General features: G+C 55.0%; 17 protein-coding genes. 6 read left to right on the plus strand and 11 right to left on the minus strand.

Translation table 11 applies throughout. From position 1 onward, the window contains the following. Positions 1-3: 3 nt before the first annotated feature. On the minus strand, positions 4-324 hold the full coding sequence (gene trxA / locus SCARR_RS15240; RefSeq protein ID WP_136062529.1) for a thioredoxin: 321 nt from the start codon (positions 322-324) through the stop codon (positions 4-6). Between the two features lie 73 nt (positions 325-397). After that, complete coding sequence (locus SCARR_RS15245) at positions 398-904, minus strand: nitroreductase family protein (RefSeq protein ID WP_136062530.1); 507 nt, start codon at positions 902-904, stop codon at positions 398-400. 111 nt (positions 905-1,015) lie between these two features. Here SCARR_RS15245 and SCARR_RS15250 point away from each other — a divergent pair, with 111 nt between their 5' ends. The 4 genes from SCARR_RS15250 (at position 1,016) to hypB (ending at position 3,874) form a co-directional block, all read left to right on the plus strand. After that, positions 1,016-1,264 (plus strand): AbrB/MazE/SpoVT family DNA-binding domain-containing protein, encoded by a 249-nt coding sequence (locus SCARR_RS15250; protein ID WP_136062531.1) that lies wholly within the window; start codon positions 1,016-1,018, stop codon positions 1,262-1,264. Further along, positions 1,252-1,581 carry a type II toxin-antitoxin system PemK/MazF family toxin gene (locus tag SCARR_RS15255; protein WP_136062532.1) on the plus strand — a complete coding sequence of 110 codons (330 nt, stop codon included), beginning with the start codon at positions 1,252-1,254 and terminating at the stop codon, positions 1,579-1,581. Before SCARR_RS15250 ends, SCARR_RS15255 begins: the two co-directional genes overlap by 13 nt. Before the next feature lie 75 nt (positions 1,582-1,656). After that, complete coding sequence (rlmD, locus tag SCARR_RS15260; RefSeq protein WP_136062533.1) at positions 1,657-3,090, plus strand: 23S rRNA (uracil(1939)-C(5))-methyltransferase RlmD; 1,434 nt, start codon at positions 1,657-1,659, stop codon at positions 3,088-3,090. 55 nt (positions 3,091-3,145) lie between these two features. Then, entirely contained in the window at positions 3,146-3,874 is a 729-nt protein-coding gene (gene hypB / locus SCARR_RS15265) for a hydrogenase nickel incorporation protein HypB (protein WP_136062534.1), read from the plus strand. On the opposite strand, the gene SCARR_RS15270 is transcribed toward hypB, so the two are convergent. The 9 genes from SCARR_RS15270 to SCARR_RS15310 all read right to left on the minus strand — a co-directional run bounded on the left by SCARR_RS15270 (position 3,868) and on the right by SCARR_RS15310 (position 11,343). Further along, positions 3,868-4,851: a type II toxin-antitoxin system HipA family toxin gene (locus SCARR_RS15270; protein ID WP_136062535.1), complete on the minus strand. Its 984-nt coding sequence runs from the start codon at positions 4,849-4,851 to the stop codon at positions 3,868-3,870. The two genes, hypB and SCARR_RS15270, sit on opposite strands and share 7 nt — an antisense overlap. A 2-nt stretch (positions 4,852-4,853) precedes the next feature. After that, on the minus strand, positions 4,854-5,183 hold the full coding sequence (locus tag SCARR_RS15275) for a HipA N-terminal domain-containing protein (RefSeq protein WP_136062536.1): 330 nt from the start codon (positions 5,181-5,183) through the stop codon (positions 4,854-4,856). 17 nt (positions 5,184-5,200) lie between these two features. Further along, positions 5,201-5,410, minus strand: coding sequence for a helix-turn-helix domain-containing protein (locus tag SCARR_RS15280; RefSeq protein WP_136062537.1), 210 nt, complete (start codon positions 5,408-5,410; stop codon positions 5,201-5,203). A gap of 93 nt (positions 5,411-5,503) precedes the next feature. Continuing rightward, entirely contained in the window at positions 5,504-6,196 is a 693-nt protein-coding gene (locus SCARR_RS15285) for an RluA family pseudouridine synthase (protein ID WP_136062538.1), read from the minus strand. An 88-nt stretch (positions 6,197-6,284) separates the two neighbouring features. Further along, the gene (locus SCARR_RS15290; protein WP_136062539.1) at positions 6,285-7,133 is read right to left on the minus strand and encodes a class I SAM-dependent methyltransferase; all 849 of its coding nucleotides are present in this window, start codon (positions 7,131-7,133) and stop codon (positions 6,285-6,287) included. Positions 7,134-7,201: 68 nt separating this feature from the next. Then, the gene (ftsW, locus tag SCARR_RS15295) at positions 7,202-8,329 is read right to left on the minus strand and encodes a putative lipid II flippase FtsW (RefSeq protein ID WP_136062540.1); all 1,128 of its coding nucleotides are present in this window, start codon (positions 8,327-8,329) and stop codon (positions 7,202-7,204) included. A gap of 18 nt (positions 8,330-8,347) precedes the next feature. Next, on the minus strand, positions 8,348-9,325 hold the full coding sequence (locus tag SCARR_RS15300; RefSeq protein WP_136062541.1) for a LysM peptidoglycan-binding domain-containing protein: 978 nt from the start codon (positions 9,323-9,325) through the stop codon (positions 8,348-8,350). A 47-nt stretch (positions 9,326-9,372) separates the two neighbouring features. Beyond that, complete coding sequence (gene murD / locus SCARR_RS15305; protein WP_168433346.1) at positions 9,373-10,713, minus strand: UDP-N-acetylmuramoyl-L-alanine--D-glutamate ligase; 1,341 nt, start codon at positions 10,711-10,713, stop codon at positions 9,373-9,375. 123 nt (positions 10,714-10,836) lie between these two features. Then, positions 10,837-11,343: a toxin-antitoxin system HicB family antitoxin gene (locus SCARR_RS15310; RefSeq protein WP_222846337.1), complete on the minus strand. Its 507-nt coding sequence runs from the start codon at positions 11,341-11,343 to the stop codon at positions 10,837-10,839. A gap of 439 nt (positions 11,344-11,782) precedes the next feature. Here SCARR_RS15310 and SCARR_RS15315 point away from each other — a divergent pair, with 439 nt between their 5' ends. Then, on the plus strand, positions 11,783-12,511 hold the full coding sequence (locus SCARR_RS15315) for a DUF748 domain-containing protein (RefSeq protein ID WP_168433347.1): 729 nt from the start codon (positions 11,783-11,785) through the stop codon (positions 12,509-12,511). Positions 12,512-12,658: 147 nt separating this feature from the next. Continuing rightward, on the plus strand, positions 12,659-13,174 hold the full coding sequence (locus tag SCARR_RS15320; protein ID WP_136062545.1) for a very short patch repair endonuclease: 516 nt from the start codon (positions 12,659-12,661) through the stop codon (positions 13,172-13,174). The last annotated feature ends 170 nt before the right edge of the window (positions 13,175-13,344 follow it).

The raw sequence follows: 13,344 nt of genomic DNA on the forward strand, positions 1-13,344 counted from the left end.
GTCTTACTGTTCAGCAGTGATCGCAGAAACAAGAGAGGCCTGCTGCTGCAAACCAACAAACTGCTGCTTGTTCTCGCCATCTTTCAGCAAAATCAGTGTAGGAATCGAGCGGATGCCGTATTTGGCGGCCAGCTCGGGGCATTCATCAACGTTGACCTTGGCAATAACCGCCTTTTCGCCAACTTCCGCCGCAACCTTTTCCAGAATGGGGGTCTGCATTTTGCACGGTCCGCACCACGGGGCCCAAAAATCAATAAGCACTACGCCGCTTTTGGTTTTTTCATCGTATCCTTTACCATCGAGTTCAATTACACCTTCTGCCATTGTTCAGCTCCTGTTATGTTTTAAAATCAGACTGAATATTCCACGTTGCGTTCAATAATTAAATACCAAACCGTTACCATTTGTTTTGATGCAGCCGTTGTTCGTCGAACCGCGCCTCTGGCGCCAGCACCTCGTTGGGCACGCCCATGGCCAGCAGCGCAAACGGGGTAATCGCTTTAGGAACGCCTAGAATCTTGCAGCAGGTTTCCACCCGCTCCTCCAGCGGATAAACGGCAATCCAAACGCAGCCAATGCCGATATCGTGCGCCGCCAACTGCATATTCTGCGCCGCGCAAGAACAGTCCTGAGGCCAGAAACCCGGATAGATTTCCTTGCTCTCATCGCCGCACACCATAACCATGAAGGTCGATTCGGCCAGCATTTCCGTCCCGCCCAAGCCGGTGAATTGCTTGATCACCTCGGGGTCGTCCATCGTCACAAAATGCCACGGACGCGCATCCGCCGCCGACGGCGCATTCATAGCCGCCTCCATAATAATCTTCCGCTCGTTTTCCGCAACGGGTTCGTTCGTCCAGGTGCGGATGCTCCGCCGCGTCATGATAGCCTTGATCGTTTCCATTCATAATCCTTTCGTTGAGAAGCAAAAAGAATACAAGGGATGGTTTGTACATCAATCTGTTTTCGCAGGCAATTGCTTGCCCCCCGCCCCCAATGTAATTACATTGTACCCATGAAAGCGAAGATCATTAGAATCGGGAACTCGCAGGGCATCCGCATTCCAAAGCCTATTATTGAACAATGCGGCATTAAGGACAGCGTAGAGCTGGAAATCCATGACCGCGAGCTCGTGATCCGTGCGCCCAAAGAAAACCGCAGCGGGTGGGACGGGCAATACAAACAAATGGCCGAAGCCGGCGACGACCAGCTGTTCGTCGCTGAAAATCAATCCAAATGGGATGGCGAGGAATGGGAATGGTAGTCCGGAGATTCGATGTATTCTTGATCCGGCTCAACCCGACGCAAGGCCACGAGATTAAGAAAACACGCCCTTGCCTGGTGATTTCCCCTGACGAAATGAATAAACACATCGGGACGGTAATCATCGCCCCGATGACTTCCAAACAACGGCACTATCCCACCCGCGTGAACTGCACCTTCCAAGGCAAGCAAGGGCAGATCGTGCTGGATCAAATCCGAACCGTCGATAAAACACGGCTCGTCCGCAAACTGGGCGTGGTCTCCCCCTCCGCCCAAAACAAAACGCTCGACACCTTGGCTGAAATGTTTGCTGAGTAGGCTTTCGAGTCCCGAAGCAATTCGCATCCAAAATCCTTTTGCAACCCTTCCCCCGCTCCACTATGTTTCGCCGCTATGTACAAAAAGAAACAGATAGTGGAGGTCGAGATCATTGACCTAGGGGACAAGAACCAATGCTTTGGCCGGCTCGACGACGGCATGTCGATTTTCGTGCAAGGCACGGCGGCCGTGGACGACGTCGTGAAAGCGGAAATCTTCAAGATTAAAAAGAAGTTCCTAGCGGCGCGGATGTGCGAGCTCGTGAAGCCCTCGCCCCACCGCATCGAGCCCGTCTGCCCCTACTTCGGCCTCTGCGGCGGATGCAAGTGGCAACACATGGACTATTCCGAGCAGCTGCGCCTCAAGCGCAAGCAGGTGCAGGACGCCCTCGAACACTTGGGCGGGTTCAAAGAAGTTGAATGCACTCCCTGCATTCCCGCGCCCGAGCTCTTCGGCTACCGCAACAAAATGGACTTTTCATTCACCGACCTGCGCTACCTCACCTCCGAAGAAATCGACATCCCCGCCGACCAGCAGGAAAAGCCCCTCGACTTCGCCCTCGGCTTCCACGCCCCCGGCTGCTACTCCAAGGCCATCGACATCAACCACTGCGACCTCTCCACCGAGGAAATGAACAGCACGCTCAACGCCGTGCGTAAATTCTGCCTTGAGCACAAAAACGAGCTGCCGATCTACTCCACCCGATCGCACACCGGTGAACTGCGCAACTTGGTCGTCCGCCACGGCGGCCACACCGGCGAATTCATGGTCAACCTTGTCACCTCCACGCACAATCCTCCGCTGATGAAGAAGCTGAGCGAGAAGCTCCAAGCCGTCCTCGGCGACCGCCTGACCACCTTCGTAAACAACATCACCTCCGCCAAAAACACCGTAGCCTTCGGCGAAAAGGAATATGTGCTCCACGGCCCGGGCTACATCACCGACCGGCTCGGCGACTACACCTACCGCATCTCCGCCAACTCCTTTTTCCAGACCAACACGGCACAAGCCGAAAAGCTCTACCTCCAAATATTGGAAAGCGCGCAGCTCAAGCCCAGCGACATCGTCTACGACCTTTTCTGCGGCACCGGCTCCATCACCCTCTTTGCCTCCGGCCATTGCCAGAAGGTGCTCGGCGTTGAACTCGTCGAAAGCTCCGTGCGCGACGCCCGCGCCAACGCCAAGCGCCACAACGTCAGCAACTGCGAGTTCATTCAGCTCGACCTCAAGGACATCAAGCTCATCGAGCAGGACATGAAGGATTTCGGCGCACCCGACGTAGTCATCACCGATCCGCCCCGCGCCGGCATGAACCCGCGGGCCGTCAAAATGCTGCTCGTAATCGCGCCGCCCGCCATCGTCTACGTCAGTTGCAACCCCGCCTCGCTCGCCCGCGACGGCCAGATGCTCTGTGAAAACGGCCAATACAAACTCGTCTCCTGCCAGCCCATCGACATGTTCCCCCAAACCAACCACGTCGAAAGCGTCGCCCGCTTTGAGCGTATTTAACGTGACGATTCAGCAGCCTTCCGTGTATTACTCTTAATACTCAAAGGAGTTGAATATGTGCGATACATGCGGATGCGGAACGGCGAACGAGCAACATCACCACCATAAACACGGTCACGAACATGACCACGTTCACACCAAGACGGTGACCCTTGAACAAAAGGTGCTGGCACAGAACGATGCGCTGGCCGATCAAAACCGCTCATGGCTCGCCGAGCGCGGCGTAACGGCCATCAACCTGATTTCCGCCCCCGGCTCCGGAAAAACCTTCCTGCTGGAAAAGACGCTGGAAGCGCTCAACGGCAAGATCAAATGCGCCGTCATCACCGGCGACCAGCAGACCGACCGCGACGCGCAACGGCTCGCCGGCAAAGGCGCGAAGATTCATCAGATCGAAACCATCAGCTCCTGCCACCTCGACGCGCATCAGGTTTCGCACGTCCTGTCCGACGTTGTTGAAGAAGGAACCCAGCTGCTCTTCATTGAAAACGTCGGAAACATGGTCTGCCCCACCGCGTTCGACCTCGGCGAAAGCTTTAAGCTCGCCCTGCTCTCCACGCCGGAAGGCGAAGACAAGCCGATCAAATATCCGGTGCTCTTCGCCACCGCCAAAGCCATCCTGCTGACCAAGATGGATCTGGCCGACGCATTGGACTGGGATCTTTCAGCCTGCCGGAAATACATCCAGCAAGTCCAGCCCGGCGCAAACGTCATCGAACTCAGCGCCAAAACCGGCGTCGGCATGGACGCCTGGCTCGACTACCTAGAACGGCTCGTTCAGTGAGCTGCCTCAATTGCATGCAGCCGATCTTTGAACCGGTCGGCATAGGCTTGCTTTCCAGTCCTGCTTAAGAACGAGCGGCTGATCATTTCCTCGGCGAGTTGCGCCTTTTCCTGAAAGGCATCGAGCATGCGTTCGGCTCGCGCCGAAACAATGCCGTAGCGTTTGGCCAGCTCGACGAAGTCGGGACGGCGATAGAATGCGTTGGCCTTGAAGCTTTCGCCTTCAAAGTTGTCGAACATTTCCAAGGCCGTGCGGCTTTCGTTCGGCAGGTGCAGCGAGGTTGAAAGAAGGTCGTAGGCAGGGGTCAGTACATAGTCGCCGTGTGCAGTTTGCAGGAGCGAAAAGTTTTTCAGATGGGCATCGCCGTTGGAGAAAACATAGTTGAAACACACCAGCGCAAACAGCTTTTCAACCTCGATGGCATAGGCGGCGCAATACCGCTTGAGCAAACGGCCAATTTCCTCGTAGCTTCCCTCATACTTATAGTTGGTTCCCGTATCCGGACTGCGGTTTGAGAGCTGGCAAAAATCCTCTTGGGCAATCTTGGTTCCGTCGGCCTTCCCGTCAAAGCGCTTGACCAGATAGGCAGGTTCCCCATCGTTGAACTGCACCAAGGCATTCGGCGGGGTTGGGATGCTGAAAAGCTGCCCGGCCAGTTGCATGGTCAGATGCTCGTTGGCAGGAACATCCATCAGGAACTCGGGCAAGGCCACAGCAGGAATGGGCTTCAGAATGTACTCACCATCTCGTTCCGTTGGCAGCAGCCTTCCGCGATAAAGCTTGAGCGAAACCTTGTCCTGCACCCCGGAGATCGACATGTGTTCGATGGTCTTGGAACGGAAGGTGATTACATCCTTGCGATTGAACTCCAACTGGAAGGGAAACTTGCGCTCACCGCCAGCAAGCTTCCGTTGGGCTGTAGGGCTGTAACCCGCCGACTTGATTGGCACGAGGGTGCTTCGACACAAATAATCCATGGCTATTCTCCCTCGATGGTTTCGAGAACCGATACGTTTCCGATCACATCGCCATGGGCGGTTTTCAAGAGTCGTCCAAACAGGTCGTTTTCATCGATCTTCAACTGTCGGCACTGCAGTTGCATGGCCGCGCCCTCCGTCAACAATCCGGCAAAAAAGGGAAAAAGCTGTTCCGCCACATAGGATTCAGTGCGCTTTGGAAGGGTAAGACTCACCGCACGGGCTTCATGGTTGGCCAAGTATTCATCGAAGTAGGAAAAACGGTATTCACCATTCTCCTCGCTCAACGCACCAGCAGGAATGCCATCAACCATCACCGTTCCCGATCTCATAACCAAACTCTCCAAACTTATCCAACGTTCCGGATGCCAACCTTCAGTTCCATGCCCAATGCATCGAGCAACCGCCCTAGCACCAAAAGCGATGGATTGCCTTTGCCCGATTCAATATTGCTCAGCGTATGCACGGAAACCCCGCTCAATTGTGCCAGCGACTGTTGATCGACGCCCAACAGTTGACGACGGGATTTTAGGGTTTTACCAATTTCAAAAGGGTTCATATCATCGACTCCAATATTCATCTAAATGAATATATGGACTACAAAAATACTCACGTCAATCAATTTGAATTGGTTATTTTCATTATAATGAAACTACGAGACCAACTTCCACCAAGCTGAATCGACCGGATACGGCGCCTCGACAATAACGGGTTCTTTCAACGTGGGATGCATGATTTCCAACTGGCGGTGATGCAAGGCGATCGCATCGGACTTGCGCGTTGATCCATATTTTTCGTCGCCGGCGATCGGGCACCCAACGGCGGCAAGCTGCGCGCGGATTTGGTGGTAGCGCCCGGTTTCGAGATCGACTTCCAGCAGCGTTAAATCCCCCGCTTGCTTCAGCGTGCGATAACGCAGCACCGCGCGTTGCGCGCCCTTGTCGCCCTCCCGGCACACCTCGGCTCGATGGTGCTCGTGCGAGAGCCAGTGAATCAATTCCTCGGCCGGTTTTTTCGGCGCGGCCTCCACAAGGACGTGGTAGGTCTTTTTGCAGTTGCGCTTGCGAATGTCCTCGTTCAGCCGACTCAACGCCTTGCTGGTGCGGGCAAATAAAACAACACCGCTCACGGCCTTGTCGATCCGGTGCACCGCATTCAGGAAAACCGCTCCCGGCTTGCCCTTGTCAACCCGCACCCACTCCCGCGCCCAGTCTTCCAGATTCCGGAGCCCCGTACCGCTGTCCTGCGTCAGCAACCCCGCCGGCTTGTTCACCGCCAGCAAATGGTTGTCCGCAAAAAGGATCAGGGGATCGAGTTCCGCCGCTGAATATTTAATTTCGCTCATCGTATTTTTTTACCCCGGAGGCACAGAGACACGGAGACTGTTTAGATATTCAATTCTCCGTGCCTCTGTGCCTCCGTGGTGGAAAATTTTATTCGTTGTTTATCCAGCGGGCCCAGTTTCCGTTCGGCAGGTCGTTGACGCCGGGCTTTCCCGTGAGGAGCATTTCGCCGCACTCAAAGCGGCCGGTTAAATGGTATTGCCGAAGCAGGTTGCTCAAGACAATCGGAGAAAACCCAGGTGTGTGCGAAGTAAGCAGCACAAAGCTGGGATCGTCGCTCAAGACCTGGTTAACGAGATCGAGGGTGGTGACCAGGCTTTCTTCAATCTTGTAGAGCTCGCCTTTCTTGCCGCGGCCGAAGGAAGGCGGATCAAGCAGGATGCCGTCGTAGACGTTGCCACGCTTCACCTCGCGTCTCAAAAACTTGATGACGTCGTCAACGATCCAACGGATCGGCGCATCCTGAAGATCGTTGAGCGCGGCGTTTTCGCGCGCCCAGTCAACCATGCCTTTGGAGGCGTCGAGATGGCAGCAGTGCGCGCCGGACTGGGCGGCGGCGAGCGTTGCGCCGCCGGAATAGGCGAACAGGTTGAGAAACTTGAGATCGCGCCCCTTTTTCTTTTTTTGCTCAGCAAGCGTTGTACGAATCCATTGCCAGAGCTCGCGCGTTTCCGGAAAGACGCCGATGTGGCCGAAGTCGGTGGCCGAGAGCTTCATCACCACGCCGGCGATTTCGACATTCCACGCCTTGGAAACCTTGTGCCGGCCTTCCCAATTCAGCCCGCCAACGCGGTCGAACCGTGCGTCGGCCTTTTCCCAAAGGCTGGTGTTTTGCGGTGCCCAAACGGCCTGAGCGCAGGGGCGATCCAGTACCGTGGCGCCGTATCGTTCCAGTTTCTTGCCGTTGCCGCTGTCGAGCAGCTCGTATTCATCGTTCATTTCAAAATCCTTTTCTTCGTGACGAGTGAAACGTGAGGCGTGACATCCCACTTCCCTCCTTCCACATCCTACACTTTTCTTGCGCGGTCTTTGAAGGGGTTGCGCGGGGCCTTGGCCGAGCCATGCAGGCTGGTGTGCGCCACATTAACCAATATGCCGATCATGAGCCCCGAAATCACCAGACTCGACCCGCCATAGCTGATGAACGGAAGCGCCAAGCCTTTGGTGGGCACGCATCCGGTTACAACCGCAAAGTTGATCAAGGCCTGAATGGTGATCATGAGCGTGATGCCGAAGGCGAGGAGACGTCCAAAATCGTCACGCGCCTTGAAGGCAATCTTGAGGCCGAGCGTAAACAAAATAATATACATTAAAACCACGGCCAGCGAGGCCACCAGCCCCAGCTCTTCTCCGATGATCGGAAAAATAAAGTCGGTGTGCGCCTCGGGCAGATAGTGGTATTTCTGCATGCTGTTGCCAAAGCCGAGGCCGAACATGTCGCCCCCGGCAAATGCGCGCAAGGAGTTGATCAGCTGCCACGCCTTGTCCTGCTCATACTTCTGCGGATCCAGAAAGGCCAGAATACGGCTCGTGCGCTCCGGGTTCTGAAAAATCAAGAACACCACCCCCATAAGGCCAAGCAACCCGGCAATCAGCAACGGCGCAACGCTGACGCCACCAAGAAACATCATGCTCACCGCAACGGCCGAAACCAGCATGGTGGTGCCAAAGTCGGGCTCCACAATAATCGGCAGCGCAAAGCAAGCGAGCATGCCGAAAGGAATCAAGATGCCGAGCTTAAACTCGTCAACGCGACGCTGGTTGCGCGCCAGCCACCAGGCAAACAACATGATGATGGCCACCTTGGAGATCTCCGAAGGCTGCACCGTCAGCGGCCCGATGCGGAGCCAGCGCCAACTGCCGTTGATATTGTGTCCTATGCCGGGAATGCGCACAAGAATGAGCAGAACAACAGCAACTGCCGCCAACGGAATGACGAGGCGGCGGTAGTGGCGGTAGTCGAAACGCGCAGCGACGCAGGCCACGAAAAAAGAGAGCGCCAACCAGACGAGCTGGTGGCGCCAAAAATAGGATGCATCCTCGTATTTCACCGAACTGGCGCTGGCCAGCATGATGATGCCGAGCGTTACAAGTATCAATACGATGGCGATAAACAGCGATATAGTCCTACGCATCGATACCCGCCGCCTCAACTACTCGGAAATCGGAACACGCAGGCGCTGGCCTTCGCGAACCGCAGATTCGTCGGTAATGTTGTTCAACCGCATGATTTCCGCCTTGCTCACGCTATACTGGCGAGCAACGTCGTCGAGCGTTTCACCGGGATACAGCACCTTGTCGGCAACCATTTCAACCGTAGGTGCAGTGGTTTCAACGATCATCGGCGCGGCAGGTTCTGCCACGGTGGATCCGAAGGCCATCGGTGCGGGAGCAGGTGCTGAAGGAGCTGGCTCAACAGCCGCCGGCTCTGACAACGTTTTCTTCGCAACGCTCTTCTGCGTGGAGGAAGGCACTTTGCCATAGCTGGGAATATAGATGGTTTCGCCAGCAAAAATCTTATCGGCCTTGATGTTGTTAAGCGAACGCAAATCGGAGATGGCCACCCCGGCCGCTACGGCAATGCCGGACAGCGTGTCGCCCTTTTGAATCTCATACGATCCGCCCTTCTTCACAGAAGAAGTGCTCTTTTTGGTGGTGGCCGGCGAGCTGCTGCGGCCAGCGGGAACGCGCAGTTCCTGACCCACATAAAGCACATCTGGATTCGACAGGCCGTTCATGCTGACCAAACGCGGAACAGTGGTGTCGAAATCAACGGCCAGCTGCGAAAGAACATCGCCTTTTTGTACAATATAAACTTCCGTGAACGATTCAGATGAAGCAGGAGGCACATAAGGCTCAACCGTTGAACCCATGTCGGAACTGTCAATGCCGGCATCTTCGAACACCATAACCTCATAACTCTCGTCAATACCTTGCTCATAGCCCCCCACTTGGCCTTGTGAAACCGCTCCACTGCTGGCAACCTTATGCTCATACTTCCACGGCCCTTTGTGGCGGGCGCCGGCCGGGCGTCCGCTGCCTTGCGACTCGCTGGTAACACACCCCTGGGTCAGGGAAAAAACGCACAATACAGCAACGTGCAAACCTAAAACTGCTGATCCGACTTTCATAATCAAACTCCTTTTCCTCTACGCCCTTTCAATAGACGATTCGCTATTCATAAAGCATCACTTCCTGCCTGCACCGCGTCCTGAAAAAGCGCCATGAAGCGCTCCCCGCGTTCCTCGAAACTGCGGAACTGGTCGAAGCTTGCACATCCGGGGGAAAGCAGAACCATGTCCCCCGGCTTAGCGGCATTGCGCGCGGCGCTGAAAGCCTCTTCCAGCGACCCGCATTCAACGCACGGGCAAGCCCCGTTCCAAGCTTGATACATTGCACGGGATGCTTGTCCAATAAGGTATATGCTCATTACCCGTTCCGCCAGTACTTCTTTGACAAAAGTGTAGTCCGACTCCTTGGGAAGCCCTCCGGCAATCAGGTGGATGTTTTTTCCGCAAGCCTGCACGGCAGCGGATACAGCGGCTAAATTAGTGGCCTTTGAATCGTTGATGTATTCCACGCCGCCGAGCTCTCCGGCCCGCTGCAGGCGGTGAGGCAAGGGTTCGAAGTGGCGCGCGACCCGCTGAGCAACGGCAAACGGAATGCCCATAGAAGCGCAAACCGCCGCAACGGCCGAGCCGGTGCAGCTCCCTATGATCGGGCTCTCGAACAAGGTGCTGCGCAAATCCAAAACCGCGTCAGAACCATGAAAAACGCGCCCGTTTTCGTAGAAATAGTCCGCGTCTGGCGTTCCGCCAAACGAGCCCCAGCTCCGCTCCGCACCGCCCGCGTCGTCTCGCAAAACCTCTAAAAGCCCGACTGGCGCGAGGCATGCGCGACTGGGCGAGGAGACTGGCCCAAAAATTCGCGCCTTGGTTTTACGGTAGATTTCCAGATTTTCGTGGCGGTCGAGATGGTTCGGCAAAACATTGAGCACCACGGCCACGTCGGCCCGGAAATCCCGCGCCGTTTCGAGCTGGAACGAGCTCACTTCAAGCACCAGCCACTCCAAATCCGAACAATTAAACACCGCCTCGCACGCAGGAATGCCGTAGTTGCCGCCAATGGCCGCCTTGCGCCTGTCCAGCAGCAGCGCTTCATAAATCCACTTAACCGCCGTGCTTTTTCCGTTTGAACCGGTCACCGCCACCGTCCGCCCCTGATGGCGCGACCATCCGAGCTCCAGCTCCGAAAGCAACGGAATCCCGGCGTCGCGCACCGCGCAGACCCACGAATGGGCAATCGAAAATCCGGGGCTCACGACGCAGACGTCGAACGCATAATCGTTCAGCGCCTGGGCGACTTCCGGATCGGCCGAGGTTTCGCTCGTCAGCACGACCGTTTCAGTTCCCTCTGCATGCAGCAGACGCTCAGCCGCTCGGCCACTGCGGCCATAGCCCAAAATCAATGCTGTCCGGTATTTTTCCATAGTTTCTATTACGTACTGCGTATTACGCATTACTAACATCCCTTCCCTAATTCAATGATTCACATAAGACGGTCGAATCGTACCATCGCTTGGCGCTAGCGATCAACTGAAAGGCTTCCTTGACCTGCTTTCCAAGAAAAATTTCCATCCCTATTATTTTATCCCATAGCGGGGGCTCTCTTCTTTCAGCAAATGTACGCAATAGGCGTTTAGGCTTTCGCCCTGGCGGAGCGCATCGACGGCCAAGGTTTTGTGCAGCTCCTTGCCCACCCTGACAACGAACTTGCCGGAATATTCTTTCCCCGCCGTCGCTGATGGCAACTTTTCGCCGTCTTCTTGATAAACCTCGATCCACTCCTCTACCGCTTCGCAGAGTTCTTTGTACACCTTGGCCTCGTCATCCCCGTGGACGCCGCCGCGCATCACCCCCGGACAGGAGCCAATATAGCATTGGTCTTCCTCCGACCACTCCACAATCTTAAGGTATTGATCACTTGCTTTCATTTTTTTGTCTCGCGGATTATCTTTTAGGACTTCTCGTTCCTGATACTTCTTTGCATCATGAGCAGGATTCCCGCTGATGGTGATCTTCTCGCCGTCGGGATGCTTAAAGTTGCGGTGGCTCCCTTTGCCGCCACGATCAACAAAGCCGGCCTTCACCAACTATCGGGTCAGCTCTCTAATCTTCTTAGGCATGCGGGATAGTACTACCGTAGTATCACAATTGTCAACATGACGATTCCCTGCCGCTTTCATTGCTCCGGAAACTAAAAATTGAGCCTCTAACAAACATTAAGAGCTGGTCTCCGAAGAGCGCGCAGATCGTAAAAAACCGGACATTTCTTTGTTACCTCTGCGTTCTTTTGTGGCTAAAATTCCCAGCACTCAAAAGCCTGATTTTAGATGGAGCGCGACGGTTGTCTTGCGTTCCTTAAACTCGCTTTGCATCATCGGAGCCATTGTGCACGCTGCCCCAGACAGAGCCTCGCCCTCCAATCTTGTTCGTAAAAAACCCAGTGTTGCCGGGATTTGGCTTCCAATCCCGGAGAAGAGCTCTATCCTGATGGTCAAGAAACCGGATGCCCCCCGGAGGTGCGTAATGATTAAATTGCTGAAATTCATCGTAGGCCTGGCCACGATTCTAATTGTTGTCGTGGTGTGTCTGGTGCTGTTCTGGCTCGGCCCCGCCGTAAAGAAAACCGTGGAGACGGTCGGCCCGAAAGCGATCGGTGCGCCACTGACCATCGAAAAACTCACCATCAATCCCCTAGGAGGCATTGTCGTGCTGGAGGGATTGTTCGTTGGCAATCCGGAAGGATTTACCGCGAAAAGCGCTGTTGAGCTAAAAAAATTCAAGGTGGCGGTCTCCCTGCTCTCACTCAGAACCGACACGATCGTCATCAAGGAAATCGTGATCGACGGGCCGGAGTTCACCTATGAGCGCAAGAAAAAAACCGACAACATCTCGGCCATTCAAAAAAACATCGAAGCGTTCGCCGGCAAGGAAGGATCTGGAGGCGGAGAAAAGCCCTCTTCCGAAAAGAAACCCACAGAAAAGAAGCCGGCCAAAAAAGTGGTTATCGAAAAGTTAGTGTTGAGAAACGGGATTGTGAAAGCCAAGATAGCCGGCATTCCAACCCCTCCACTGGCTCTTCCGGACATTGAAAAAACCGATATCGGAAAAGACAGCGGCACCACTTGGACCGGCGTCGCCGCGGAAGTCAGCGCCACGATATACGAAGCCATCACCAGCGCAGTCGCCAATATTGGCGTCGATGGGGGCGCGGTATCCGAAACCATTAACACCATCAAGGGCATTTTCAAATAGCACCTCGACTCCGAACGCAAACCAACATCTATCTCTGATCACGAAGCACGGAGAAACGGAGAAACAGAAATCTTCGAGCCTCCGTGTCTCCAGCAAAGCGGGTGGTAAAAAAGGTGTATAACAACAAGGACGCTGATAGATAACCGCATGGATACGTTTACCCCAGAGCAACGGTCGCGCGTGATGAGCCGGATCCGCGGAAAAAACACGAAACCGGAGCTGATCGTCCGCTCGTTGCTGCACCGCGCGGGCTACCGCTTCAGCCTTCACCGCAAGGACCTGCCCGGCAAGCCCGACATTGTGCTGCGCAAATACAACACGGTGGTCTTTGTCCACGGGTGCTTCTGGCACCGCCACCAAAACTGCAAGACGGCCTCCATGCCCAAATCGAACGTTGAATATTGGCAAGCCAAGTTTGAACGCAATGTGTCCAACGACCGGAAGCACATCCGCGAACTCAAAAAAATGGGCTGGAATGTCATTGTGGTCTGGGAGTGCGAGCTCAAGCAGCCGGAAAAGGTTTTAGCCAAGCTGGAAAAATCATTGACCGCCGCGTACGCAAAGCTCTCTCCTAAGGTCGTTGTATATCCAACGACAGAAAGCGCACCCCTGCCCCTCGCCGCTGAAGCGCAGGCGGAATACAAAACAAAGCCGCGCAAATAAGGCGGGATTCACTCGCAGGGAGATCCTCCATTAGCCACAAAAGAACGTAAAGGACACAAAAGCACACAGGATAGGTCGTTGTGCTTGTTGACTTCGTCTCGCTTCGCGTGTGCCTTTTCGCGGCAATAACCCCAATGTTTATCTGCCGAACCTATGAGCCTCATCCGGAC

Origin of the sequence: Pontiella sulfatireligans (assembly GCF_900890705.1) — a bacterium.
Taxonomy (GTDB): domain Bacteria; phylum Verrucomicrobiota; class Kiritimatiellia; order Kiritimatiellales; family Pontiellaceae; genus Pontiella; species Pontiella sulfatireligans.

Excerpts from the sequence above, each read along its gene's own strand:
- SCARR_RS15255 (WP_136062532.1), top strand. The coding sequence starts at position 1,252 with ATGGGAATGGTAGTCCGGAGATTCGATGTATTCTTGATCCGGCTCAAC.
- rlmD (WP_136062533.1), top strand. The coding sequence starts at position 1,657 with ATGTACAAAAAGAAACAGATAGTGGAGGTCGAGATCATTGACCTAGGG.
- hypB (WP_136062534.1), top strand. The coding sequence starts at position 3,146 with ATGTGCGATACATGCGGATGCGGAACGGCGAACGAGCAACATCACCAC.
- trxA (WP_136062529.1), bottom strand. The coding sequence starts at position 324 with ATGGCAGAAGGTGTAATTGAACTCGATGGTAAAGGATACGATGAAAAA.
- SCARR_RS15315 (WP_168433347.1), top strand. The coding sequence starts at position 11,783 with ATGATTAAATTGCTGAAATTCATCGTAGGCCTGGCCACGATTCTAATT.
- SCARR_RS15285 (WP_136062538.1), bottom strand. The coding sequence starts at position 6,196 with ATGAGCGAAATTAAATATTCAGCGGCGGAACTCGATCCCCTGATCCTT.
- SCARR_RS15280 (WP_136062537.1), bottom strand. The coding sequence starts at position 5,410 with ATGAACCCTTTTGAAATTGGTAAAACCCTAAAATCCCGTCGTCAACTG.
- SCARR_RS15300 (WP_136062541.1), bottom strand. The coding sequence starts at position 9,325 with ATGAAAGTCGGATCAGCAGTTTTAGGTTTGCACGTTGCTGTATTGTGC.
- SCARR_RS15275 (WP_136062536.1), bottom strand. The coding sequence starts at position 5,183 with ATGAGATCGGGAACGGTGATGGTTGATGGCATTCCTGCTGGTGCGTTG.
- SCARR_RS15250 (WP_136062531.1), top strand. The coding sequence starts at position 1,016 with ATGAAAGCGAAGATCATTAGAATCGGGAACTCGCAGGGCATCCGCATT.
- SCARR_RS15270 (WP_136062535.1), bottom strand. The coding sequence starts at position 4,851 with ATGGATTATTTGTGTCGAAGCACCCTCGTGCCAATCAAGTCGGCGGGT.
- ftsW (WP_136062540.1), bottom strand. The coding sequence starts at position 8,329 with ATGCGTAGGACTATATCGCTGTTTATCGCCATCGTATTGATACTTGTA.
- SCARR_RS15320 (WP_136062545.1), top strand. The coding sequence starts at position 12,659 with ATGGATACGTTTACCCCAGAGCAACGGTCGCGCGTGATGAGCCGGATC.
- SCARR_RS15290 (WP_136062539.1), bottom strand. The coding sequence starts at position 7,133 with ATGAACGATGAATACGAGCTGCTCGACAGCGGCAACGGCAAGAAACTG.
- murD (WP_168433346.1), bottom strand. The coding sequence starts at position 10,713 with ATGCGTAATACGCAGTACGTAATAGAAACTATGGAAAAATACCGGACA.
- SCARR_RS15245 (WP_136062530.1), bottom strand. The coding sequence starts at position 904 with ATGGAAACGATCAAGGCTATCATGACGCGGCGGAGCATCCGCACCTGG.